The organism is Lacinutrix neustonica, from assembly GCF_026625145.1.
In the GTDB taxonomy this organism is placed as follows: Bacteria; Bacteroidota; Bacteroidia; order Flavobacteriales; family Flavobacteriaceae; genus Lacinutrix; species Lacinutrix neustonica.
On sequence record NZ_CP113088.1, the window covers coordinates 2,035,809 to 2,059,837 of the forward strand.

A 24,029-nucleotide genomic window follows, 5' to 3' on the forward strand; every position below is an offset into this window, starting at 1 on the left:
AAAGGCTATTTGTTCCTGTTGTCGCAGCAATACCACAATCTAATTCTATTGGATCACAACGCTCTTCATTATCAAAATTTATTGCTTCGGAGTATTAATATAAATAGTATAAAACTCATCAAAGAAATCTCTTGTCAATATCCCATCAATAGTTCCTCTATTCGCAGGTAATTGTAACCCTTTAAAATCTGAAAATGTACTTGTACTTAAAATGACAGAAGCTCCAGTTTCGCAACTTTCTAATAAACGTTCTCCATCAAAACTATCATCAGTTTCTGATGCAAAAGACAATCCCATCAAATTTCTATTAAATTGCATATCTGTTAATCGAATATACTGGCTCTCTAAGTCGTCACTAAAGTCAGAAATACTAACTTCTTTAGCGATAATCGTTTCAACATCTGCAGCTCTAATTATGAATTCAGAAACTCGAGTCGCTGGTATTCTGCTTATTTGATTACCATCTAAACGTCCTAATTGAATGACACCATTGTCCGGACCTACACTTAACCCATTTAATTTAACAAAAACCTTACGACCAAACTCATATTGCGTAAACATTGGGTTTTGATCAACTTGTATAACTATCGCTGCGGTTGGGTTTTCACGGCTTATCCTGAATGACTATTTGTTTAAAGAAATTTCCACCTTCATCACTGGACACGACATAACCTTCAGTATATTTCTCAGAGACACCAACGCCTGCTTCTTCATAAGTAATTGCATCTCCATTGCCACTATTATAATTCCCTAAAACAGCACTAAGTGGATTAAAGTCTGCTTCATTTGGATATTCTGTGATTCCTGAAATCCCTGTAGGAATTTCGAAATTATCGTCTTCAACACAACCCGTTAATACAACTAAAGCAACTAAAAGTCCTGCTAATTTGTTTAAATTGAATTTTTTCATTTTTATTGAATTTATTTTTTTTTACTAAATATAATTAAAATCTTACGTATACATTCATGTAATAGGTCGTTCCATTTCCAAGAAAATAACGATTACCAAATACTGGTCCATTTTCGTTGGTTTGTTCCTCTAATTGACTTCTGTAATCCACACGTCTTGATTGCTCAAAACCACCTGTTTTATACTCCTGGTCAAATACATTATTAATGGTTGCAAAGAAACCTACGAAATAGTCACCTACTTTCCATGACTTACCACCAACAACATTAAACAACATGTAATCATCAAACTGTTCTTGTTGCAATAATTTTTTTGCAATCACTGGATCTATATCATTAATTTCTCCTCCGTTAAATACATAAACATTTCCTTCATCTGTACCATCTTGAAATTGTGTGTCTGTATATAATTCTGGATCTGCAACAAAAGCAGCACTTCTTTTTAAAGCACTTGGATCTACATAAGCATTAGAAAACATGTTTGCAGTTATACCAATATTCCAATACTCCGGATCACGGTATTCAAACCCTAATTGAAAGGCACGTTACGGGCCACTTGCCACATGTAAATTCTCAAGGTTAGTTTTTCCATTTCCAAAAACAGCACGCCCTGAACCAAATTCTTGACTATAATAAGTGAGGTCTCGGATTATTGGTGTAAGTAAATTGTCCTACAGATGCAACACCTTTTAATTTAATTGTTGGTGTTACCTGTGCTTCAATGCCTAATTCTCCTCCTACACGTTGTGTCTCTATTCCAGTAATGGCTTCCTGTACTAAATTACTTCCAGCGCCTTCACTGAAGAAAAACCCAGTGTCGGTTCCATTCTCAAATTTTGAATAGAAACCAGTTAATCTAGCTTGTACTATTGAAGAACGAAAAATATAACTTGCGTCTACACTTGAAATGGTTTCACTATCTACATCCTCAAGTACCATATTAGCTTGTCTTGCATTTGCAAATACATTTCCGGTAATTGGTGCTTTAGTCATATATGCCCCATTAAAATCTAACAAATGTTTTCCGGAAATTTTATACGTAGCCCCTGCTTTAACTCCAAAGTTATTAAATTCTATTTTTTCTCCTTTACCAAAAGAATTGCCTTCAAAATATCCATTTTCGTATAAACCATTACGTTGGTAATCGGTTTTAGAGAGATTTCCTGCTAAATAGAAATCTACTTTGCTATATTTAAAAAGCGCCTGAGCAAAACCACTAACAACGTTAGCATCAACTTCGTAATTATATTTATAACGGTCACCTTCTGTTACTAGTCTATTAGGATTTCTAAGGTCGGATTGTGCTGTTGTTAGCACGCCATCTGTAGATTGAATATTTTCATCAGAAAAGAAATCAACATCTAAATATGTGTTTGCTCCTAATAAATCTGAAACTAACGCAAAGTTTTCACTCTTTAAATTTCTATAGTTAACAGCAGCGTTTAAACGAATGTTATCATTTAATTCTGTGTCAAAAATAATGTTAGCCATTAATTGTTTATCATCAATTCTATCTTCCTGTATGGCATAGATGGCATTATAGCCTTGATTAGTAGATCTAACATTAGCACCATATAATGCATTCCAGTCAAACTGTCCATCCTCTAAAAACGATTGCTGCGCTTCGTAAGCTAATTCGTAATCGGCAGCTGTTGGTCCACCATCTCTATTTAAATAATAACTTGGTAGGTTTTGGTAGTATGTTGGATCGGTATTACGTGCACCACCAATATAACTATCTTGACCTTGAGAATTATCTAAACGTGTACCTCCATTATCTACTCTTGTGTTTCCGAGAGGTTCCAAATTGGTATCCAATATTTGTATTTATAGAGGTTTTATCTGAAATGGTCCAATAATGATTTAACATGATTATTGGCTCTTCAATTTTTCTCATTCTTGAGTTTCTTATCTCTCCATTTAATTCTCCCCAAAAAGGGTTGTATTGTCGTCCTTTTAAATCAGTTACTTCCTGGGTTAAAGCAGCTCCTCTACCTCTTCTATTTTGTGCATAGATAGATGTAAAATTAATACTGTGTTGATCGCTGATTTGTTTTTCAACAACAGCGACAAAAGAATTGGCATCGTATAATGTACCTTCTATATAACCACCATCTCCATAACGTCTAGATGCCAATAAGCTATATGCCCAACCATCTTCCATTAATCCGAATTATAACTAGCCATCACACGTCCTTCATAACTTCTGTTAGCAGAAGCATAAGACAAACGTCCTCCTTTACGATATTTAGAGGCTCTCATAATAATATTATTAGTACCTGCTATATCACCAAAATTATAATCGTTAGGAGCTATTCCCATTGAAAATTCCTGGTTACGTTGTAAGTCATTAATTCCGCCCCAGTTTCCCCATTGAGGTCTTCCAGTGGCCTGTTTATTCATTTCAAGGCCATTGATTAAAACTTTACCACTTGAATTATCGAGTCCTCTTGGTCTAAAAAACGTAGCACTAAAATCAAATGCGGCAGCTCTTAAAAACACATCTTTAGAAGATTGTAATAATCCTGAGACGTTACTCGTTAGTCCATCCTCTTCGCTATTCAACTGATCATCAGAAATAGAGATGATATACAAGTCTTTTTTATCACTCGCGTTATAAGTTAAAGTCATATTCTGTATATCTACAGTTTCTCCTTGATTAACTATGATTGGAAAGCGTTTTGAAGTATAATCCGAAGTTCAATTTTTAAAAATTGCTCTCCTAAAGGAATATCTTTTTCGAAGATAAATTGCCCGAAAGCGTCAGTTTTTGTTGATAATGACGATTCTTCAATAGTTACTGTTACATTGGGAAGTGCCTCATCTGTGACAGCGTCTTTAACACTACCTTTTACAATCGTGCTTTGAGCGAGGATTGTGCTGATTGAAAACATTCCAAACAAAAAAATAAATATACTTTTCTTCATATTAGAAATAATGGTTAATAATAATTTAATCTTTAAATATTTAAAGCTTCCAAATTTACATTTTTTATTAGAAACATTTACCTTTGGCAAGCATTTTGAATGCATGCATAATATAATCAGAACATTATAATTAATGAAAAAATTAAAACTATGGCTTGCAGTTGTGCTTGTTGCTACTGCTATAAGCGTTAACGCTCAAGAGGCAAAGAAGTTTAAAATCCATACTGTGGCTTTTTACAATCTTGAAAACTTATTTGATACTGTAAACGATACCGAAAAAAACGATGAAGCTAGCCCCATGATGGAAATTAAGGTAGATCGTGAAGACATTTACAAAAAAAAGTTAATAATATGGCTCGTGTCATTTCGGATATCGGTAGTGAGTCCATTGGAAATAGCCCAGCCATTATTGGCGTATGCGAGGTTGAAAATATAACTGTTTTAGAAGATTTAGCAAATGATCCTTTATTATTAGGTAAAGATTATGCTATTGTACATTTCGATTCTCCGAGACAGACGTGGTATAGATGTTGGGTTAATGTACCAAAAAGCATTATTCCAACCAATATCTAAAAGTTCACATACTTTAAAAATATATGATGATCAAACTAGAAATCGTATTTACACTAGAGATCAATTATTGGTTTCAGGAGAATTAGACGGAGAACTGGTTCACATAATAGTAAACCATTGGCCTTCTAGACGCGGTGGTGAAGAAAGAAGTCGCGCTAAACGAGTCGCTGCTGCTCACTTAAATAAGCGTATTATTGATTCATTACAGGTCATTGACCCCTATGCAAAGATCATTACCATGGGCGATTTAAACGACAACCCTACAAATGCTAGTGTAAAAGATGTTCTAAAGGCTAAATCAAAAAAGAAGAACGTAAAAATTAAGGGTATCTATAATCCATTTATTAATATGTTTAAAAAACAAGGGTTGGGAACAGGCGCCTACAGAGACTCGTGGAGTCTTTTTGATCAAATAATGGTAACTAAACCACTAATTGAAACAGATTTTAGTTCTTTTAGGTATTACAAAGCCGGAATTTATAATAAAAATTATTTGACAAATAATAAGGGCCGCTATAAAGGGTATCCGCTACGAAGCTTTGCAGACGGTGGATTTACTGGCGGCTTTAGTGATCACTTCCCTGTGTACATTTATTTGATTAAAGAGGTGCAGTAATACCTGTAAATATAATAACATAAAAAAAGCGATTCAGAAATGAATCGCTTTTTTTATGCCTAGGTTTTTTAAAACCATTGGCTCCAAGGCAATCTTGAAAGCACTAATAATAATCCAATAGAATAAAAAATAGCCAAAGCCTTTAGTTTACCCGCAGACGTAAGTTTCTTCTTATGTTTAGAATAGCCTATAGTAATAAAAACAACCGCTAGTATTCCCACTAAAGGATGCTCAACAGCCAATAGTCTCGGCTACATTATCTAAACCACCCATGCCATTAGAGGTTAGGTTCTGCAACCCATTTGGTGATGTAAAGTAAAGCACTAACCCAATTAATAATTGAATATGAGTTACTATTAATGTAAATAAGGCCACTCTAAAATCTCTGGCTTCATATTCCTTCTTACCAAAATGTTTAATAAGCGCATTAAATGTAGCGACTACAATCATAAATAAGACTAAATAAGCCCAATAAGAGTGCAGCATTTTAACTGTTGAGTACATGTTTTTCTTGTTTTAAGTTAGTTTAACAAATGTAGGAATTATTAAGGCATAAAAAAACCGCTTCATTAAGAAGCGGTTTTTTTTGGTTTTCGAAATTACTAATTATTAGTTAGCAACCCATTCTCCACCTGTTTTTATTACACTGAAATCTTCAGTAGTATTACTTCCATTATAAATATCAACTGTAACAATATACTTTTGTTCCTCTGATGCTGAAGGATCAATATTATTTAAGATTATACCTAAGGCCGTCACAACCATATCATCACTCCAATAAGCAGAATTCCCCACTCTTCTATCAAAGTTCCCATAATTGGCTACACTTGCTGCCGGCGCTTCAAATCCTGGTTCATTTAATAGTGCTGCAGCAGCAAAATCATAATCTGTAGGTTCTAATGTGTATCGTATGGTATTATCTCGGAACCCAAATACCATTGTCAAAACCAAACTGTAATGACGTTTCTATCGTAGATTCGTAAGCATTCCACATTCCATCAACAAAAGTATAAAGATTGCCTCTTCTTTGCGGTCCTGAATTACTTGAGTAGTAGTCATAAATTACAACTAGCTCTTGACCTTCCTGTCCGTAAGGAAAATTTAACTCTAAAAACGTTGGCAAATAATTGTTTGGAGAAACAGAACTACTAAAGTTATTGTATTGACCAGGCTCACCAGAACCAGTTCCCATAGCATCGTAATCTGCAGAACTTAAAAAGTATGTATCTTGTACCGCTTCCCAATTTCCACCGAATACATAAAGTACTCCCCTTTAGAATTTGTGTTACCGGTAGCTCCAAGGGTTTTAATCGCTAAACTAGCAATTCTCCAACGTCCTGCATCGCCTTCATCTACTGTTGTTGTAGCTGGATCATCTCCTATAGATGTGTACTTAAATGCCACATTAATGGTTTGACCATCATAAGCAGAAAAATCATAATCTTCAGAAGAAGCCATATCTCCAGTCGCAGGATTGGCCAATGTAATTTCATTCCAGTTTGCGGTAAGAACATCACCAGCGTAATCTGTAGAAACTAAAATTTTAATTAATGACGTATCGCCTGCGAAATCAAGTTCTTGAGTGATTTGAAATTTAAGGTTGTCTTCACCCGATAAATCGATTGAAGGAGACACTAACCATTCCACATTTGAAAATTGATCACCAAAAAAACCATTCCCTTGCACATACCCCGTTTCTGACGTCCAAACGATGTCTGCTCCGGACTCTTCTACTGGTGTCCATCCTTCAAAACTACCAGCAAAGTTGTAATCTACTAAATTCGCTAAACCTACTACAGGTGTTTCAGTATACTGCTTATATTTTGCTAATACAATTTGTCCTTCAACTGGACTTGCAATTTGAGATGTTAACACCTCTGGAATTTTAGCCGTGGCATTTACATTTGGATAAAAACCAAAAGCATCACTTCCTGTAGCTGCGTAATCTGCGTTGCTTAACGTGTAAATATCAGAGTTCGTTAAATCACTTACGCCTTCTGCGTTACCGATATAGAGGTTATAATTCACTAAAACCGAAGATCCTTGTCCCCAAAAAGGATAAAGGTTCGCTAGCAATTGCGGTATTGAATCTTTTGCCTGTTGCTCAGAATTAAAGCTACCAAAACCAAGATCAAAATCAGCATAATCATCATCTGTTAATGTGTAAGATTCAGCTCCAACAATAGGATTATCTGATGAATCCATTTCGTCATAAATGTCTTCCATAGGGTTACAACCTAACAAGGTTATTCCTAAAAGTGCTAAACAATAAATTATTCTTTTCATCTTAACTATTTTTTAAAAATTAACTTTTAAACCTACACTATATGTTCTTCCAGGGCCAAAATACACCTGAGCTTTTGAGGCAGTACCATCAATATCATTAGCATCTGAAACATACTCAGTATTAAAAGCGTTATTTATTTTACCAACTAAAGTAGCATCAAAAGCTCCCATATCAAAACTGTGTCTTACACCAACATCAAATAGACCAAAATCAGGAAGTCTCCAAACATCTGGTAAATCATTAGTCTCTCTATTTGTAACATCGTAAGACGCGTAATTATTTCCAGCAAAGTTATAATCTACATAAATATTAGACTTTGCTGCCAATTGATAATCCACTCCTAAAGCGAATGTTGTTTGTGCAGCATCGCCTACTTTTAAATCTTCTGCATAAACTTCAACAACGTCTACCTCTTCACCTGCTTGATCTCTTACAATGGCTGATACATTACTCTTCCATTTCCAATCACCTATAGAGGCCATACCTGTTACAGTTAAAGCGTCAGTTGCTTTATATCTAAAATCAACTTCGACACCTTGATGTAGAGCATCTATTCCTAATAAGTTATAGAAAAATATGTTATCACCCGTACCAATTGACCCGAATTTGTTTTATCTAACCATTGCGTATAGTATATATTCACATTAGCACTAAGCTTCTCTTCGCGGAAACCATATCCTAATTCTACACTAAATACTTTTTCGTTTTCAGCTTCTTCATTTGCTTCCGGAGTATCTTCATCTAAAAACACTCCAATTAAAAATGGAGCTCTTGAAAAGTAACCTACATTAGCGAACACATTGTTAACAGCATCTATATTATAGTTACCACCACCTTTAATGCCATAACCTATAAAGTCAACAGCTTCGGAAGTTCTACTACCAGTAATGTCAGAACTCATGAATTCTTCTTTTTTATAATTGGTATTAGACACGTCTGTAGCAACAAATAGGTTGAATGACTCACTAACTTGAAATTCTGCTTGAGCAAATAAGCCTGATCTAAGCACAATACCATCATAATCCTTATTGTATCTATCACCAACAGTAAGCGCTTTACCATAAGCAAAAGTATTCGTTTCGTTGTCTAAGAAATATTGTCCTCCTAATAAATCATCCACTTCATACCAGTGTGATCCAACATAATAACGTGCATCCAAACCTCCCGAAATGGTTACAGCATCAGTAACGTCATTTTTATAAGTAGACAAAACGCCATACCACTTATGAGAATTTCTAGAAGAGGAAATAATATCGCTTGATCCATTCACCCCATTCGCTTGATTCTCTGCAACAACACGGTCAAAATCAATTGGCTGTAAGCCTGTTTGTCCTATTCTATAATCATCAGATCCAATTTTAGCACCTTCATCTCTTCGTCCACCTCCTGAACCGAAAGAAGCATATACTGCAGTAGACAAAGCAGAATTATCGTTTATATTCCACAAATGATTTAAAGACATTTGAGGCTTGTGATAGAAATTATATGATTGGTGATACACTTCACCGTTTTTATAACCCCAGTCTCTATTCGCTTTTTTTGGCCCCGAATCGGTGTCTTTCAATTCTGCAATAGTACCACGATTAAAACGCTGACCGTGCTCTTGCTGTGCTCCAAAAGCAGTAAAAGACAACCTATGTGCCTCATTTAATTGTTGTGATAAACTAACAAAATAATTATAACCTGAAAACTCAGTTCCATCTACATAACCGTCACCAGAGATTTTTGAGGCACTAACTGTTGCAGCAAATCCATTATCGGATAACCCTGTTGAATAGGTCATCCCGTATTTCAAATAACCGTCATTTGCAATGCTCGTAGAAACATTACCCCCTTGTTCAGCATCCGTTGTTTTTGTTATAATATTTATTGTCCCTCCTACTGATGCCACGGCAACTTTAGAGGCTCCTAATCCTCTTTGAACTTGCATTCTAGACGTTACATCTCCTAAGCCTGCCCAGTTACTCCAATATACACGGCCATTTTCCATATCGTTTACTGGAACACCATTTATCATTACTGCGACATTTTCAGAACTAAACCCCCTAAGATTTATTCTACTGTCTCCGTAACCACCACCAGCTCTTGTTACATAAACACCTGGAGTTGATTTTAAAATTTCAGGAAATTCTTGAGTACTTAATTTTAAAGAAATATCTGCAGCTTTAATTGTTGAAACTGCAACAGGTGTTTTTCTGTCTACTGCGACAGAGGCAACAATCATTATTTCTTCTAAACCAACTTGGTTAGAAGCTAAAGTAATGTTGTCTAAATTTGTGTCTCCGTTGATTTCAAATTCTTTAGTTAAAAACCCAACATAAGACACTGCTAAAGTCGCAATTGTTTTAGTTGTAGTTATGCTAAACTTTCCGTCAAAATCTGTAGAAACTCCATTTGATGTTCCGACCTCTATTACATTTACACCAGGTAAAGGTGAATTAGTTTCACGGATCCAATACAGTACCTGTTACTGTACTTTGAGCCATTGTAATTGCAGAACATAATAACGACACTGCAAAAAACAAAAATTTGAAATTGTTCTTCATTTTGTTAAATTAAAATTAATTGATTTAAATTTTCGGCAAAAATACGTATTATTAAACATTATATATTAACTTAACGTTAACATATTTACACCAGGGCAAATATACTTACTAAGTATCTGTTTATATGTTTAATAAATAAAAACCTATTAACATATTTTTCAACAGTCTTTATCTTATTTTTTTGTAGAATTCTAAAAGATTTTGAGTAGAAGCATCATGATTCGTATTTGTGTTAAAATCGAATTCTTTTAATATATTACTGGCTAACTGTTTCCCCAATTCAACACCAAACTGGTCGTAGCTAAAAATATTCCGAGATAATGCCTTGCACAAAAATTTTGTGCTCGTACATTGCTATGAGCGACCCCAAACTTTCCGGCGTTAGTTTTTTTATAAAGATGGAGTTTGTAGGTTTATTACCCTCAAAAACTTTAAAAGGCAGAAGGGCTTCAATTTCTTTTAAAGAGACCTCTTGCTTTTTTAACTCATTTAGAACCTCAGCTTCCGTTTTACCATTTAAAAGCGCTTCAGTTTGGGCTAAATAGTTTGAAATGAGTTTATCGTGATGGTCTTCGTTTCCATAAAGACTCTCCCCAAAACCAATAAAATCTGCTGGAATTAATTTTGTGCCTTGGTGGATTAACTGAAAGAAAGCATGTTGTGAATTCGTGCCAGGTTCGCCCCGGATAATCGTTCCTGTTTCGTAGTTTACCCTATGGCCATTACGATCAATACTTTTGCCATTGCTTTCCATGATGCCTTGTTGCAAATACGTAGCAAACTGATTTAAGTATTGTGAATAGGGAATGACGGCTTCACTTTCGGCTTTAAAAAAATTATTATACCAAACACTAAGTAATGCCAAAACAACAGGAATATTACTTTTGAAATCTGCTTCCTGAAAGTGACGATCCATTTTGTTAGCACCTTTAAGAAGACTGTTGAAATGAGTAAAACCTACGGCTAGGCTAATGGTTAATCCAACGGCACTCCACAAAGAGAAACGCCCTCCAACCCAGTTCCACATAGGGAAAATGTTAGACGCGTCTATCCCAAAGCCTTTTACTTTTTCGATATTTGTTGAGACCGCCACAAAGTGCTTTGCGACATCCTGTTGTGAGCCACTTTTTAAAAACCACGCTTTCAAAGTCGTTGCATTTGACAAGGTTTCTTGAGTGGTAAAGGTTTTTGAAACAATTACAAATAACGTTGTTTCAGGGTTTAGTTTTTTAATGATTTCGTTAACATGATCCCCATCCACATTACTTACAAAATGTGTCGTGAGATGATTTTTGTAGTACTGCAGGGATTCTACAACCATTGCCGGACCTAAATCACTACCTCCTATACCAATATTCACCACGTCTGTAAATGCCTTACCAGTATACCCTTTTCGCTTACCCTCAATAATAGCATCACTAAAGGCTTGCATTTTTGATTTCACATCAAAAATTTACGGCATCACATTTTTTCCATCAACTAAGACCGTGTCTGCTTTTTTTCCACGTAGTGCAGTATGTAAGACCGCTCTGTTTTCCGTTTGGTTAATAGGGTCTCCTGTATAATACGCCTGTATCGCCTCTTTTAACTTTACCTCATCTGCTAAATCTAACAATAATTTAAAGGTCTCTTCTGTGATTCTGTTTTTTGAAAAGTCGACGTAAAAATCATCCCACTCAATAGTAAACGTGTTTGCCCTGTTTTTGTTCTTAGAAAAAAGAGCTTTCATTTTTAAATCTTTTACAGATTCAAAATGATTAAGTAATGCTTTCCAAGCGTTTGTTGTTGTTGGGTTAACCGTTGGTAGTGCCATTTTAATGAACTTCTGAAATGAGTTTGTTATTATTGAAAAGCGTATTGGTGGTATCTTTTTCTATTGGATTAAGCGGGTATTTTATTCGATCTAACTGTACTTTTATAGGTTTAATAAACTCTAAAAATTCTGTTTTCAAGCTGTCTGAAATGGGTTTGGCTTCGGGTAATTTTTGCTTGAAAGGATCTACTTGTTTCCCGTTTTTCCGGAAACGATAGCAAACATGTGGACCGAAGTATTCCCTGTCATACCCACATAACCAATCACTTCGCCTTGTTTTACAAATTGTCCAACCTTCGCTTTTCGTCTACTCATGTGTAAATATTGCGTGGTATACGTCGCGTTATGCTTGATTTTCACATAATTGCCGTTACCGCCTCGTTTTTTAGATTCTATAACCGTACCATTAGCGGTTGCTAAAATTGGTGTGCCCAATGCCGCTGTAAAATCTGTTCCCTTATGAGCTCTAACACGATTGCCATATAGAGAAATACGTCTGTTTAAATTATAGCGTGATGAAATGCGTTTGAATTTAACAGGGGCTTTTAAGAAGGCCCGACGTAAATTTTTTGCTTCATCATTAAAATATTCTGTAAGACCGAGTACCGAATCCGTTTCATATTCAAAGGCATAGAACGGTTCTTTATTGTGCTCAAAAAAGGCTGCTTTGATATTATCAATGCCTGCATAAATAGTATCATCGATATACTTTTCAGTATAGACCACCTTAAACTTATCATTAACCTGTAATCTAGAAAAGTCGATAGTCCATGCGTAAACATCACTCATCTTATAAGCTAGGATAACGCTTGCTCCTTGTTTTTCCATGGCTTCAGAAATATTAGAGGTGATAACCCCCGACACTTCTTTTTCAACATAATTTATTGGTTTTCTCCTTGTATAGGTTTTAATGGAATCTTGAAAATCGATAACTACATATTCCTCTTTATTGGGTTGGTAGATGAAGCATCTAGGACTTTGAAGAGAATCGTTTGTGCACAACAAGGTGTACGGCTTACCCAATTGTAATTTTCTAATATCGAAACTATCTTTCGCTTTTTCGCTTATTTCAAAGATTTTTGGATACGAAATATTGTTGCGTTCTAGTATTTTCCCAAACGTATCGCCACTTTGAATCGTGTCTCTTTTAACAACGTAATCATTTAACTTGAAGCCAAACTCGTAGATCTCTTTGGGGGCTTCTACTACAACAGTATCAGGCGCTTTTACAGGCACCTCAACGTCTTCCTTACAACTATAGAGCGCTGTTAAAAGTATTAAAAGTATTAAATGTTTTTTCCCCAATCGTCCAATTCCTGAGTGCTCCATAAATGCGGAAAGAAAATTCGTTTTTGATATTTTGGATGCATGTATTTTACCCATTCGCTTCCTCCTGTTGCTTCTGCTGTTTTACCACCAATATTTAAATAATGATTGGCTGTATTATAATGTGCCATAACCCATGTAATATTGACCGTATAGTCGTAGTGGCGCATGGCTTTAATTAAATCTTTATCCTCTCTAACCTCTTGTGGTAGTTTTTTAAAAATCGTCCACAGGTTGTGTGTATTATAGAATTCCGCAAATCTAATAAATTCGTCTTTGTATTTCTCTTCGAAAACTGTTAATGTGTAACTTTTTTTACCTGTTTTATAGTCTTTTCCTGCTGCTTGCCAGTATAAATGCTCAAACGCATGCTCGAAAGACGTATTTCTATCAATAGTTGCCCGAAAGCGGTTGTCTATTAAATTAATAAGTTCTGTACTTGCAAATTCAATTTTTCTATATTGGGCACTTTGAAAACCACTGGCAGGGGTTAACGTATTGCGAAATTTATTGTATTGTTCAACATCCATACCATCTTTCATGACGGTAAAAGACGACGTTAACACATCGAAATACCGGCTAATACGCATGATTTTAGTTTCAAAAAAAGAAGCTGTAATGTCTTGTTTTTTTGCGACTTGATCGATTTCCCAAAGCACCATTTTAAACAACAATTCGTTGACTTGATGATACATTAAAAAGACCATTTCATCTCGGCAACGTTGTACGTTGTACTTGCAAATTCAACAGCGCATCGGTCTGAATATAATCCCAATAATCTATGGGTTTGCTGTGCAACAACCCTTCCAAATGCGTATTTACATTTTGGCCAAGGTTTTGATATTTATCTATTAGTTGGTCGGTCGTATTTTTATCTAAACTCATTACTCTTTTATAATCATTTTAAAAGGATGTTTTAGTCCTCTCCAATCTACTAAATCGGCTCTTAAAGAGCCCACCGCTAAATCGGCTTTAATACGTAAAGGTATCTTATTTTTGTCTTTTGTAACCCAAAGGGTTAAACTTTCTTCTTCTTTAAATACCCGCCCTGCCATGACATAGGGTCTGAATTTTAAAGCTTCTACATCATTACCATTATCAATTTCGATGGTTTCTTCACCCGGATATTTCAATTTAAAACCATAATTTTCTTGATCGAAAAACATGTCTAACTTTATTTCATCGCCTTCTTTCAAGGAAGAAATGTCTAATTTATTTCTTAAATAATAAAATGTGGATACCATATCTTGTATGTTTGGCTTAGTATCTACTATGTTTTTAGTATTGTGTTTTTTATTATGAACGAGTGCTTTGTTATTTATTTGATCAAAATCAATCTCTATATCTTTCTTGTGCCCCCCTTCATCAATGTTTCTAATAAATTTATAAGGTACAATTGAATGCACATCGAAATAACTCTCGTATCTGTCTTTTACTTTAAAAACCCATTTTATAGCTCCTGTGGTCCAACCTTTACCGACAACATGAAACACTGGCTTTCCATTTAAATTGGCTTCATTAACCTGAAGGGTGGCATTTCCTGCTTTAAAAAAACCACTGTAGCTCATTTTAAATTTGAACCATTCGCCATCTTTAAAAGCGCCTTCTTTTGTTTGACCAACCGCATTATTAAATGCAGCGAGCGTAAATATTATTAGGAGTAATTTTTTCATAGTCTTTCGTAATTAATATCAACTTAAAATGCTGACAAATATTGTTTCATCTTGTTAATTACAATTACTATTCCAAAAATAGAAAACAAAAAAATGTCATCTGTATATTAGATGACATTTTTTTATAGTTATTTGAAATTACATATAAAGCTATAATGTTCCTCGCTTTGCTTGTTCTCTCTCAATAGATTCAAATAAGGCTTTAAAGTTTCCTGCCCCAAACCCTTGTGCACCCATACGTTGAATAATTTCGAAGAATAATGTGGGTCTATCTTCTACTGGTTTAGTGAAAATTTGAAGCAAATACCCTTCTTCATCGGCATCAACCAAAATAGACAATCTTTGAAGTTCTTTAATGTCTTCTTTCATCATGTCCATATGCACCCCTAAGCGCCTTGGAATATCGTCGTAATAGGCTTGCGGTGGTGGTGGCAAAAATTCTACGCCTCTAGATTTTAGTTGTGCCACCGTTTTTATAATATCGTCTGTGGCGACTGCAATGTGCTGCACCCCCGAATCTTCATAAAAATCTAAATACTCTTCGATTTGTGATTTTTTAGCCGCTTTTGCTGGCTCATTAATTGGGAATTTAATACGTCCGTTACCATTACTCATCACTTTACTCATTAATGCAGAGTATTCGGTATGGATTTGTTTATCATCAAAAGATAAGAAATTAACAAAGCCCATAACCTCTTCATACCATTTTACCCAGGTATTCATTTGTCCCCAGCCCACATTACCAACCATGTGATCAATGTATTTTAAACCTACCGGCTCCGGATTGTAATCACTCTCCCAAGCCTCAAAACCAGGCATAAAAGTCCCTTTATAATTTTTACGCTCAACAAACATATGAACGGTCTCCCCGTAGGTGTAAATCCCTGCTCTTACTACTTCCCCATACGCATCTGTTTCAACCAATGGCTCCATAAAAGATTTCGCGCCGCGCTTCGTGGTTTCTTCGTAAGATTTTCTAGCATCTTCCACCCAAAGCGCCACAACCTTAACACCATCTCCATGTTTTACAATATGCTCGTTTATTTTAGATTTACTGTTTAACGGGGAAGTTAAAACCAAACGAATTTTATCCTGTTTTAAAACATAACTAACGGTATCTCTTGAACCAGTTTCTAAGCCTTTGTAAGCATAGGACTGAAACCCAAATGCTGTTTTATAAAAATGCGCTGCCTGCTTGGCATTACCCACATAAAACTCAACATAATCTGTTCCTAAAAGCGGCAAGAAATCTTGTGCGCCCTCAAATATTTTTTCTAAACCGTAGTTTACTGATTGTACTTCTTTTTTACTCATTGTCATTTATTTTAGCCCTGATTGTAGCGACATCCTTTTTTGTTTTTCCCAAAAGATATAGCCAAAAGCAGGAAATAGCTTTTAATTTATTTAAGTGGGCTCCTGAATTTCACAGGAATAAAAATGCATCCAATTAAAACTCTAACCATGATTTATAATACGCTTCATCAGCAATCTTCAACGCTTCTTCTGTAACCATTAACGGCTTAAATGTATCAACCATTACTGCTAGTTCTTCAGTTTTAGTGTGACCAATACTGCGCTCTGTTGCACCAGGGTGTGGTCCATGTGGTATCCCTGCTGGATGTAAAGAAATATGTCCTTGATCAATATCATTTCGACTCATAAAATCACCATCGACATAATATAATACCTCGTCACTATCTATATTACTATGGTTATAAGGCGCAGGAATACTTTGTGGGTGGTAATCGTACAACCGTGGCACAAAACTACAGACTACAAAAGCATCTGTTTCAAATGTTTGGTGCACAGGAGGTGGTTGATGCACACGTCCGGTTATGGGTTCAAAATCATGGATTGAAAAAGCATAGGGATAATTATACCCGTCATAACCTACAACATCAAAAGGATGCGAGGCATAGACCATGTCAAAAATTTCGTCTTGCTTTTTAATTTTCATTAAAAAATCACCAGATTCATTATTGGTTTCTAGCTCATAAGGTCTTCTAATATCGCGTTCACAAAAGGGGGCATGTTCTAGTAATTGACCAAACCAGTTTCTATAGCGTTTTGGTGTATAAATAGGCCTGCGTGACTCTACTATGAATAAACGATTGTCATCGGTATCGAAATCCATTTTATAAATAATACCTCTAGGAATTATTAAATAATCGCCATATTTAAAATCAAGATTCCCTAAGTGCGTCCTTAGTTTCCCGGAACCTTTATGAATAAAAATAAGTTCATCTGCATCAGAGTTCTTATAAAAATAATCTTCAGTAGAGTGTTTTGGTGCCGCTAGAATAATCGTACAATCGCTATTTGTTAAAATAGCCTTCCTGCTTTCTAAATAATCACTTTCCGGCTTGACTTGAAAGCCTCTAAAACGATAGGATTGTAGATGGTTTTTTTTAGCAATTTTTGGAGCAACGCTGTATTGCTTTTTAATCTCTTTTACTTGTGTTGGTCTTTGTTCGTGATAGGAATTTGTGCTCATCCCATCAAACCCAATAGTACCAAATAATTGCTCGTAATATAAAGACCCATCAGCTTTTCTAAACTGGGTGTGTCTTTTGTGTGGAATGTTTCCTAATTTATGATAAAGTGGCATTTTCTTCAGTTTTAAATTAAAAAAATAAAGTTTAAAAGCCATGCTTTTAACTTATTTAAATGCGAAAAAGAAAATTACAAAATCATTCTGGATTTCTTTTAATAAGAAATTTTAAAAAGGATAGTATGTCTTGCCGAAGTATTTCATTGTAAACAAATATCGGCATTTTTTTGGAGTTAATAAAATGTAACCCCTTTAAAAAGTGCTTTCAATTTTTGTTGTTTTACAACTACACCATTCCATTAGAACCAAAATCCTATATTGAAAAACCAATAATCTTGACTGTTTTCACGGAGAAAAAGTATATTTCGCTTCTATAGGACCTAAAAAGGTTTCTATGCCGTATCCTACCGCATATCCGGAATAATTAGGAATTGAGAACCATTCTATATCTTCCGAACTAAATAAATCATTTGCAACATTGGCATAATTTGCTGCCAATGTGATGTGATGTTTATTAAAAATTTCATAATCCACATCCAAGGTGCCCTTTAAAAAGCTATTTCCTGGTATTGACAAATAATCGTAACCGTAAAAACTTTCAAAATTATTTATAAAATTTCCGGCATACCCCCCTAAAACAAAATTTAAGTAGGTGTTATCACCAGCCCCAATTTTAGCTCCTGCTTCAACGAATAGGTTAGCACTAAATTTTGAGGAAAAGCTATAAGCATATCCAAGATCTGCTTTTAACACGGAGAACTCCGAAAAGTCCTTGTTAAAATCTGAAGAATAGCCATAAAAATTAAAATCGCTATTAAAATAGATGCCATTATTTGGAAAATAACGATTGTCGAAAGAGTCAAATCTCAAGTTAGCAAAGGCACTCACGTAATCGCTTTTGTCGAATACGGTATTATTTTCACTGGAAGAAGAAATGACCGTTTCGGTGGTGATTTTATAACGTTTATGTTCTGCTCCTAGTGTTAGCGTTAAATCATTCTCATATTGCGTTTGCAAAAAAATCTTATTCGTTAAATCTGTAACTTTGACTCCCAGTTGATTTACTCCTGCAATCGCAAGCTGCTCCGGTGTAAGTAATGCTGAGGCGGCGACACCTTTATTAAATTCATTATAGCGAGATTTAACACCAACACTCCAATAAAACCCTTTATCAATATAGTATTCAAAATTGTATCGTACATTATCCCCCATAATTAAATCTAATGATAGGACATCATTTTTAAATAGAAGCTGTGTCTTTGTTACATTAGCTAATAAAGCACTTTTGTATAAACCATCATAATGCAGCCCAAACTTTATTGACGCTGTTTTTTTTGTTTCAACCATCTCTGTATAAAGATCATAACCCTGTATACCATCATAAGTCGATGGCACCAGTTTATAGGTGAAACTATCAAAGTTATTAGTGGCTACAAGGTTATTCGTACCACTAATAAACCGATCATAACTCACTTTTTCAAAGGGTTTCAATTTTAGCTTACCTAAGGCATAAGAAATGGTATAATTCTTAAGACCTTCAAAGTATATCAAATTAATCTGTAGGCTATCTGGTGTATTTTCTACCTTAAAATCAGTGGGTTTTTTTATCTGTCTTTCACGCAATGCTGTTAGTTCATCTATTTTAATCTTGGCCGCGATTTTCCCGTTTTCAATGATTTTAGGTCCATCACTAAACGACACAACTGTAAACTTAGTAATATCTCGGTTTTATATAAATATCTGTTTTAGGCCCTTTTGTTTTCATATCATTTATGGTACGAAAATTATTTATTTGAAATAATATGGAAGGCGCCGATGATAAATCGCTTCTATTGGCTAATCCATCTTGTACATCCACACCAATAATAACATCCATTCCTTTTGCTCGAAGTTCATCTATAGGGTAGTTATTTAACACCCCACCATCTATTAATAGTTGATCATCAATTAAAACTGGCTGGAACAAAGATGGAAATGCACCACTGGCTTTTATTGCTTGCGCTAAATTACCTTCATCCAAAATGACGGGTTGGCCATTTTCTATATTGGTAGCGAGACAAAAAAAGGAATGGGTAGTTTACTAAAATCTTCAACATTGCTAACATGAAGTGTCAATTTAGATAACAAATTAAAGGTGTTTTGCCCACGTGACAAGGCAGAAGGAAGCTTGACTTCAAAATCATCGAAGGGGAGTATAACCGCATATTTTTCATCATTTTCCCGTTCATAAAATGTTTTTGCTTCACGTGGAATATTATCTGTAATAATATTATCAAAATTTACCGTTTTAAAAATTGAATCTAATTGCTTACCGTAATAACCGGAGGCATATAAGGAGCCAATAATGGCTCCCATACTTGTACCTGCCACGTAATCTATACGTATCCCAAGACTATCTATTACTTTTAAAGCTCCTATATGGGCCAACCCTTTAGCGCCACCACCACTTAAAACCAATCCCACCTTAGGCTCTCTGTTTTCAATATTTTGTGCGTAAGCCTCGGCACTTAATAGTAATAATATGACAATGATAACGTATCTCATTTAATAATTTTCGTTTTTATGATAGTGATTATATACCTTCTCTGCCCGAGACACTCCTACAACATTTTCAAGTTCATCTAGTTTAGCATTGGCAATGCGTTTTACAGATTTAAAAACCTTTAATAAATCTATAATTGTTTTTTCTCCCACACCGGAGATCGTCGCTAACTCTGTGTTTAATGCCTGTTTACTACGTTTATTTCTATGATGTTCTATACCAAAACGATGCGCTTCGTTTCTTAATTGTTGAATGATTTTAAGCGTTTCACTTTTTTTATCTAAATATAAGGGAATTGGATCGTTTGGATAGAATAATTCTTCTAAACGTTTAGCAATTCCAATAATTGCGATGGTGCCACGTAGACCCAAAGCATCTAAACTTTTTAAAGCTGAAGACAATTGCCCCTTCCCACCATCAATTATAATTAATTGTGGTAATGGCTCGTTTTCTTCCAACAACCGTTTGTAGCGCCTATAAACCACTTCTTCCATAGAGGCAAAATCATCTGGACCTACAACCGTTTTTATATTAAAATGCCTGTAGTCTTTTTTACTGGGTTTTCCGTTTTTAAATACCACACAGGCAGCTACGGGATTGGTCCCTTGAATATTGGAATTGTCAAAACATTCGATATGTCTTGGCTCCTCACTTAAGCGTAAATCTTTTTGCATTTGTGCCATAATGCGTGTAACATGACGGTCTCGGATCTGTTATTTTAACTTGTTTAAAACGCTCCATCCTGTAGTACTTCGCATTTCGAACAGACAATTCTAAAATTTGCTTTTTATCGCCTAATTGCGGTAATGACACCTTAACATCATGACCAACATCTACTTTAAATGGCACATAAATTTCATTAGAATTAGAGTTAAAACGCGCTCTTAACTCAATAATGGCCAGTTCTAATAACTCTTTATCTGTTTCGTCTAATTTCTTTTTTATTTCTAAAGTATGAGAACGTATAATAGAGCCGTATGAAATTTGTAAAAAATTGACGTAGCCATAACTTTCATCACTTACAATAGAGAACACGTCCACATTACTAATCTTAGGATTAATAATCGTAGATTTGGCTTGATAATTTTCTAAAATTTCAATTTTTTCCTTAATTTTTTGAGCGGCTTCAAAATGCATCTCCTCGGCTAAAGCTTTCATTTGCACTTTAAATTGCCCTAGTGATTCTTTAAAATTTCCTTTTAAAATCTCTCTTATAGCCGTAATATTTTCATGATAACTTGTTTGGCTTTCTAAACCTTCGCAAGCCCCTTTGCAGTTTCCTAAATGATACTCTAGGCACACTTTAAATTTACCTTCGGCTATTTTTTCGGGATCTAATTTATAATTACACGTGCGTAAAGAGTAAAGCCCTTTTATTAAATCCAACAACGTTTTTACCGTTTTCATACTGGTATACGGTCCAAAATATTCACTGCCATCTTTAATAACGCGGCGCGTTGGGAACACCCTAGGGAAGCGTTCCTTTTTAATACAAATCCAAGGATACGATTTGTCGTCTTTTAGCAAGACATTATATCTCGGTTTGTATTTTTTAATCAGGTTGTTTTCTAACAACAACGCATCCTTTTCTGTCTCTACCACAATGTGTTTTATATCGGCAATTTTTCTAACTAGTACTCTGGTTTTACCGTTATCATGTGTTTTAGTGAAATAGGATGTTACCCGTTTTTTTAAATTTTTTGCTTTACCAACATAAATTATCACGCCGTCAACATCATAATATTGATACACTCCAGGGGATTCTGGAATGGTTTTAAGTTGTATGTCTAAAGCGAGTATACTCATGTCTCAAAGGTAATACTTAAAAATATTTTGGATAGTAATTATGATTACAAGATTAATTTAATTGAAGTTTTTGTTACTTTGCATCTTAAATTTAACTTTTAAAAATGCCAAAAAAAATAATAGGCAGAATAGATAAAGCAGATTTTCCTACTCTTGATTTATTTGATATAGATATAAAAATTGATACAGGTGCCTTTACTTCATCTATGCACTGTCATAAAGTAATTGAAGAAGATAATGTACTTAAATGTCTGTTTTTTGATAAAGAACATCCTAATTACAATAGAAAAATCATCGTTTTTAAAAACTATTCTACAGCCAAAGTGAAAAGTAGTAATGGAATGGTTCAAAACAGGTATATGGTTAATACAACAATGATACTTTTTAATAAGAAATACAAAATTAACCTCACCTTAAGTACTCGAGACGAGATGAAATACCCTATTTTAATTGGTCGTAAATTTCTTTCTAAAAAATTTCTTGTAGACATCAATTTAAAAAACTTATCTTATGATAAAAAGTTGCTCTCTAAATAAGACAACCTCACCAAGCACTATTTTAATAAATAATAATATATCAATTTAGAACAATGAAAATAATAATTTTATCTAGAAACGCACATTTATATTCCACGAAACGTCTTGTTGAGGCTGCCAAAAAACGCAAGCATGAAGTTGAAATCATCGATCCTCTAATGTGCGATATTATTATTGAGAAGAAAAGTCCTAAAGTTATTTTTAAAGGAAGAACTTTGGAGGCAGACGCTATTATACCTAGAATTGGAGCCTCTGTAACCTTTTATGGGACAGCTGTAGTGAGACAATTTGAAATGATGAAAGTGTTTTCAGCCGTAGAATCTCAATCTCTCGGTAAGGTCTCGCGATAAGCTTCGTAGTCTACAAGTACTCTCAAGAGCAGGTTTAGGGATGCCAAAAACAGTGTTCTCAAATTATGCAAAAGATGTACAAAGTATGATTGATTATGTAGGAGGTGCTCCATTAGTGATTAAATTATTAGAGGGTACTCAAGGATTAGGAGTTGTATTGGCTGAAACTAATAACGCTGCAGAATCTGTAATTGAAGCGTTTAATGGATTGCAGGCCCGAGTGATTGTTCAAGAGTTTATTAAAGAATCTAAAGGAGCAGATATTCGTGCCTTTATCGTTGATGGAACGGTTGTTGGCGCTATGAAACGACAAGGAAAAGAAGGTGAGTTTAGATCTAATTTACATAGAGGTGGTAGTGCGAATATTATTGAACTCACCGATGAGGAAGAAAATGCGGCGTTAAAAGCTGCTAAATCACTTGGTTTAGGTATTTGCGGTGTAGATATGCTACAATCGTCTCGTGGCCCGTTAATATTAGAAGTCAATTCTTCTCCCGGATTAGAAGGCATAGAAGCGGCTACTAAAAAGGACATCGCATCGACTATCATTCGTTTTATTGAGCGAAATGTTTAACCGTTTTTTTTAATGGCAGTAATTCAAAATAAAGACGACTTAAAAATTTTAGGAAAAATAATTAAGCCTGGCGAGAGTAAAGAAATAAGTTTTAATCGGCCAAATTACACACCCGAACTCCAGTAGATGTTCCTATCATTATTGAACGCTCTAAAAAACCAGGGCCCATCATATTATTAACGGCAGGGATTCACGGTGACGAAATTAATGGTGTTGAAATTGTTAGACAAATCATAGCCAAAGGTATTAATAAACCAAAAACAGGCACAACCATTTGTATTCCAGTTCTCAATATTTTTGGATTTATAAATATGGAGCGTGAATTTCCGAGATGGTCGCGATTTAAATCGGGTATTCCCAGGTAGTAAAACAGGTTCCTTGGCAAGCAGAGTTGCTTATACTATAACTACCGAAATTTTAGTACATACTGATTTTGTTTTAGATTTTCATACTGGTGGTGCGATGCGTTATAATGCGCCTCAGGTTAGAATCGCTAAAGGCAATGCCGATTTTGATATTGCTGCTCAAATTTTTGGTGCCCCATTTGTGCTCTATTCAGATAATATTGCGAAATCCTTTAGAAATACTTGTAATAAAATGGGTAAGCCTATTTTATTATTTGAAGGCGGGAAATCGATTCATATAGACAACAACATTACAAATACGGGCGTCAATGGCGCCAAACGTATCTTGCATCACTACGGCATGCTAAGAAGTAATTTTAAAGTGTCCGAGACCAAAAGAGGCGCCCATATTTATTGCTGAAAGCCGATGGATTCGTGCTAATTTCTCAGGGATGTTCAAAGCCTCCATTCAAATAAACGAAAAAGTAAAAAAAGGACAGATTATAGGTAATATAACAGATCCTTATGGAAAGTTTAATCACTTTGTAAAAGCCTCCTATGAGGGCTATATTATCAATGTAAATGAATCTCCCATAGTTTATCAAGGCGATGCTTTGTTCCATATTTCAACTAAATTATCAGACTAATTTCTAGGC

General features: G+C 34.9%; 21 protein-coding genes and 7 pseudogenes. 4 read left to right on the forward strand and 24 right to left on the reverse strand.

Annotated elements, in window-relative coordinates:
* Positions 1-78 precede the first annotated feature (78 nt).
* The 7 genes from N7U66_RS11125 to N7U66_RS21840 all read right to left on the reverse strand — a co-directional run bounded on the left by N7U66_RS11125 (position 79) and on the right by N7U66_RS21840 (position 3,836).
* Positions 79-615, reverse strand: a complete 537-nt coding sequence (locus N7U66_RS11125; RefSeq protein ID WP_267678518.1) for a DUF5689 domain-containing protein — start codon at positions 613-615, stop codon at positions 79-81.
* Positions 605-910, reverse strand: coding sequence for a DUF5689 domain-containing protein (locus N7U66_RS11130; protein ID WP_267675375.1), 306 nt, complete (start codon positions 908-910; stop codon positions 605-607). The genes N7U66_RS11125 and N7U66_RS11130 overlap by 11 nt, the downstream gene beginning before the upstream one ends.
* Positions 911-944: 34 nt before the next feature.
* Positions 945-1,388 (reverse strand): hypothetical protein, encoded by a 444-nt coding sequence (locus N7U66_RS21820; protein ID WP_313791177.1) that lies wholly within the window; start codon positions 1,386-1,388, stop codon positions 945-947.
* Between the two features lie 148 nt (positions 1,389-1,536).
* Positions 1,537-2,727, reverse strand: coding sequence for a TonB-dependent receptor (locus N7U66_RS21825; protein WP_313791178.1), 1,191 nt, complete (start codon positions 2,725-2,727; stop codon positions 1,537-1,539).
* The gene (locus N7U66_RS21830) at positions 2,684-3,073 is read right to left on the reverse strand and encodes a hypothetical protein (RefSeq protein WP_313791179.1); all 390 of its coding nucleotides are present in this window, start codon (positions 3,071-3,073) and stop codon (positions 2,684-2,686) included. Before N7U66_RS21830 ends, N7U66_RS21825 begins: the two co-directional genes overlap by 44 nt.
* Positions 3,073-3,540: a hypothetical protein gene (locus N7U66_RS21835; protein ID WP_313791180.1), complete on the reverse strand. Its 468-nt coding sequence runs from the start codon at positions 3,538-3,540 to the stop codon at positions 3,073-3,075. The genes N7U66_RS21830 and N7U66_RS21835 overlap by 1 nt, the downstream gene beginning before the upstream one ends.
* A 32-nt stretch (positions 3,541-3,572) precedes the next feature.
* Positions 3,573-3,836: a peptidase associated/transthyretin-like domain-containing protein gene (locus N7U66_RS21840; RefSeq protein WP_313791181.1), complete on the reverse strand. Its 264-nt coding sequence runs from the start codon at positions 3,834-3,836 to the stop codon at positions 3,573-3,575.
* Positions 3,837-3,969: 133 nt separating this feature from the next.
* Here N7U66_RS21840 and N7U66_RS11140 point away from each other — a divergent pair.
* Positions 3,970-5,025, forward strand: a pseudogene (locus N7U66_RS11140) (endonuclease/exonuclease/phosphatase family protein).
* A 68-nt stretch (positions 5,026-5,093) separates the two neighbouring features.
* Here the strand turns inward: N7U66_RS11140 and N7U66_RS11145 are convergent.
* From N7U66_RS11145 to uvrC, 17 genes and pseudogenes are all read right to left on the reverse strand, one after another.
* A pseudogene (locus tag N7U66_RS11145) lies at positions 5,094-5,529 on the reverse strand (hypothetical protein).
* Positions 5,530-5,634: 105 nt separating this feature from the next.
* The gene (locus N7U66_RS11150; RefSeq protein ID WP_267675376.1) at positions 5,635-5,970 is read right to left on the reverse strand and encodes a hypothetical protein; all 336 of its coding nucleotides are present in this window, start codon (positions 5,968-5,970) and stop codon (positions 5,635-5,637) included.
* Positions 5,942-6,217 carry a hypothetical protein gene (locus tag N7U66_RS11155; RefSeq protein WP_267675377.1) on the reverse strand — a complete coding sequence of 92 codons (276 nt, stop codon included), beginning with the start codon at positions 6,215-6,217 and terminating at the stop codon, positions 5,942-5,944. Before N7U66_RS11155 ends, N7U66_RS11150 begins: the two co-directional genes overlap by 29 nt.
* A 20-nt stretch (positions 6,218-6,237) precedes the next feature.
* Entirely contained in the window at positions 6,238-7,311 is a 1,074-nt protein-coding gene (locus N7U66_RS11160) for a choice-of-anchor J domain-containing protein (protein WP_267675378.1), read from the reverse strand.
* 12 nt (positions 7,312-7,323) lie between these two features.
* Positions 7,324-7,794, reverse strand: a complete 471-nt coding sequence (locus tag N7U66_RS11165) for a hypothetical protein (protein ID WP_267675379.1) — start codon at positions 7,792-7,794, stop codon at positions 7,324-7,326.
* A gap of 74 nt (positions 7,795-7,868) precedes the next feature.
* On the reverse strand, positions 7,869-9,773 hold the full coding sequence (locus N7U66_RS11170; protein ID WP_313791533.1) for a TonB-dependent receptor: 1,905 nt from the start codon (positions 9,771-9,773) through the stop codon (positions 7,869-7,871).
* A gap of 253 nt (positions 9,774-10,026) precedes the next feature.
* Positions 10,027-11,671 (reverse strand): annotated as a pseudogene (gene pgi / locus N7U66_RS11175) (glucose-6-phosphate isomerase).
* 1 nt (position 11,672) lies between these two features.
* Positions 11,673-11,810 carry a hypothetical protein gene (locus tag N7U66_RS21845; RefSeq protein ID WP_313791182.1) on the reverse strand — a complete coding sequence of 46 codons (138 nt, stop codon included), beginning with the start codon at positions 11,808-11,810 and terminating at the stop codon, positions 11,673-11,675.
* 47 nt (positions 11,811-11,857) lie between these two features.
* Positions 11,858-13,000, reverse strand: coding sequence for a M23 family metallopeptidase (locus N7U66_RS11180; protein WP_313791183.1), 1,143 nt, complete (start codon positions 12,998-13,000; stop codon positions 11,858-11,860).
* A pseudogene (locus N7U66_RS11185) lies at positions 12,958-13,882 on the reverse strand (tryptophan 2,3-dioxygenase family protein). The gene N7U66_RS11180 and the pseudogene N7U66_RS11185 overlap by 43 nt, the downstream one beginning before the upstream one ends.
* Positions 13,882-14,670: a DUF3108 domain-containing protein gene (locus N7U66_RS11190; protein ID WP_267675380.1), complete on the reverse strand. Its 789-nt coding sequence runs from the start codon at positions 14,668-14,670 to the stop codon at positions 13,882-13,884. The pseudogene N7U66_RS11185 and the gene N7U66_RS11190 overlap by 1 nt, the downstream one beginning before the upstream one ends.
* A gap of 150 nt (positions 14,671-14,820) precedes the next feature.
* Positions 14,821-15,984: a 4-hydroxyphenylpyruvate dioxygenase gene (gene hppD, locus N7U66_RS11195; RefSeq protein WP_267675381.1), complete on the reverse strand. Its 1,164-nt coding sequence runs from the start codon at positions 15,982-15,984 to the stop codon at positions 14,821-14,823.
* 133 nt (positions 15,985-16,117) lie between these two features.
* Positions 16,118-17,278, reverse strand: a complete 1,161-nt coding sequence (locus N7U66_RS11200; protein WP_267678520.1) for a homogentisate 1,2-dioxygenase — start codon at positions 17,276-17,278, stop codon at positions 16,118-16,120.
* A 288-nt stretch (positions 17,279-17,566) separates the two neighbouring features.
* Positions 17,567-18,922 carry a hypothetical protein gene (locus N7U66_RS21850; RefSeq protein ID WP_313791184.1) on the reverse strand — a complete coding sequence of 452 codons (1,356 nt, stop codon included), beginning with the start codon at positions 18,920-18,922 and terminating at the stop codon, positions 17,567-17,569.
* Between the two features lie 10 nt (positions 18,923-18,932).
* Positions 18,933-19,241, reverse strand: coding sequence for a patatin-like phospholipase family protein (locus tag N7U66_RS21855; RefSeq protein ID WP_313791185.1), 309 nt, complete (start codon positions 19,239-19,241; stop codon positions 18,933-18,935).
* Positions 19,242-19,261: 20 nt separating this feature from the next.
* Positions 19,262-19,765, reverse strand: a complete 504-nt coding sequence (locus N7U66_RS21860) for a patatin-like phospholipase family protein (RefSeq protein WP_313791186.1) — start codon at positions 19,763-19,765, stop codon at positions 19,262-19,264.
* A pseudogene (uvrC, locus tag N7U66_RS11210) lies at positions 19,766-21,569 on the reverse strand (excinuclease ABC subunit UvrC).
* 104 nt (positions 21,570-21,673) lie between these two features.
* On the opposite strand from uvrC, the gene N7U66_RS11215 reads away from it, so the two are divergent.
* From N7U66_RS11215 to N7U66_RS11225, 3 genes and pseudogenes are all read left to right on the forward strand, one after another.
* On the forward strand, positions 21,674-22,105 hold the full coding sequence (locus N7U66_RS11215) for an ATP-dependent zinc protease family protein (protein WP_267675382.1): 432 nt from the start codon (positions 21,674-21,676) through the stop codon (positions 22,103-22,105).
* 53 nt (positions 22,106-22,158) lie between these two features.
* Positions 22,159-23,029 (forward strand): annotated as a pseudogene (gene rimK / locus N7U66_RS11220) (30S ribosomal protein S6--L-glutamate ligase).
* Between the two features lie 12 nt (positions 23,030-23,041).
* Positions 23,042-24,020: pseudogene (locus tag N7U66_RS11225) on the forward strand (succinylglutamate desuccinylase/aspartoacylase family protein).
* The last annotated feature ends 9 nt before the right edge of the window (positions 24,021-24,029 follow it).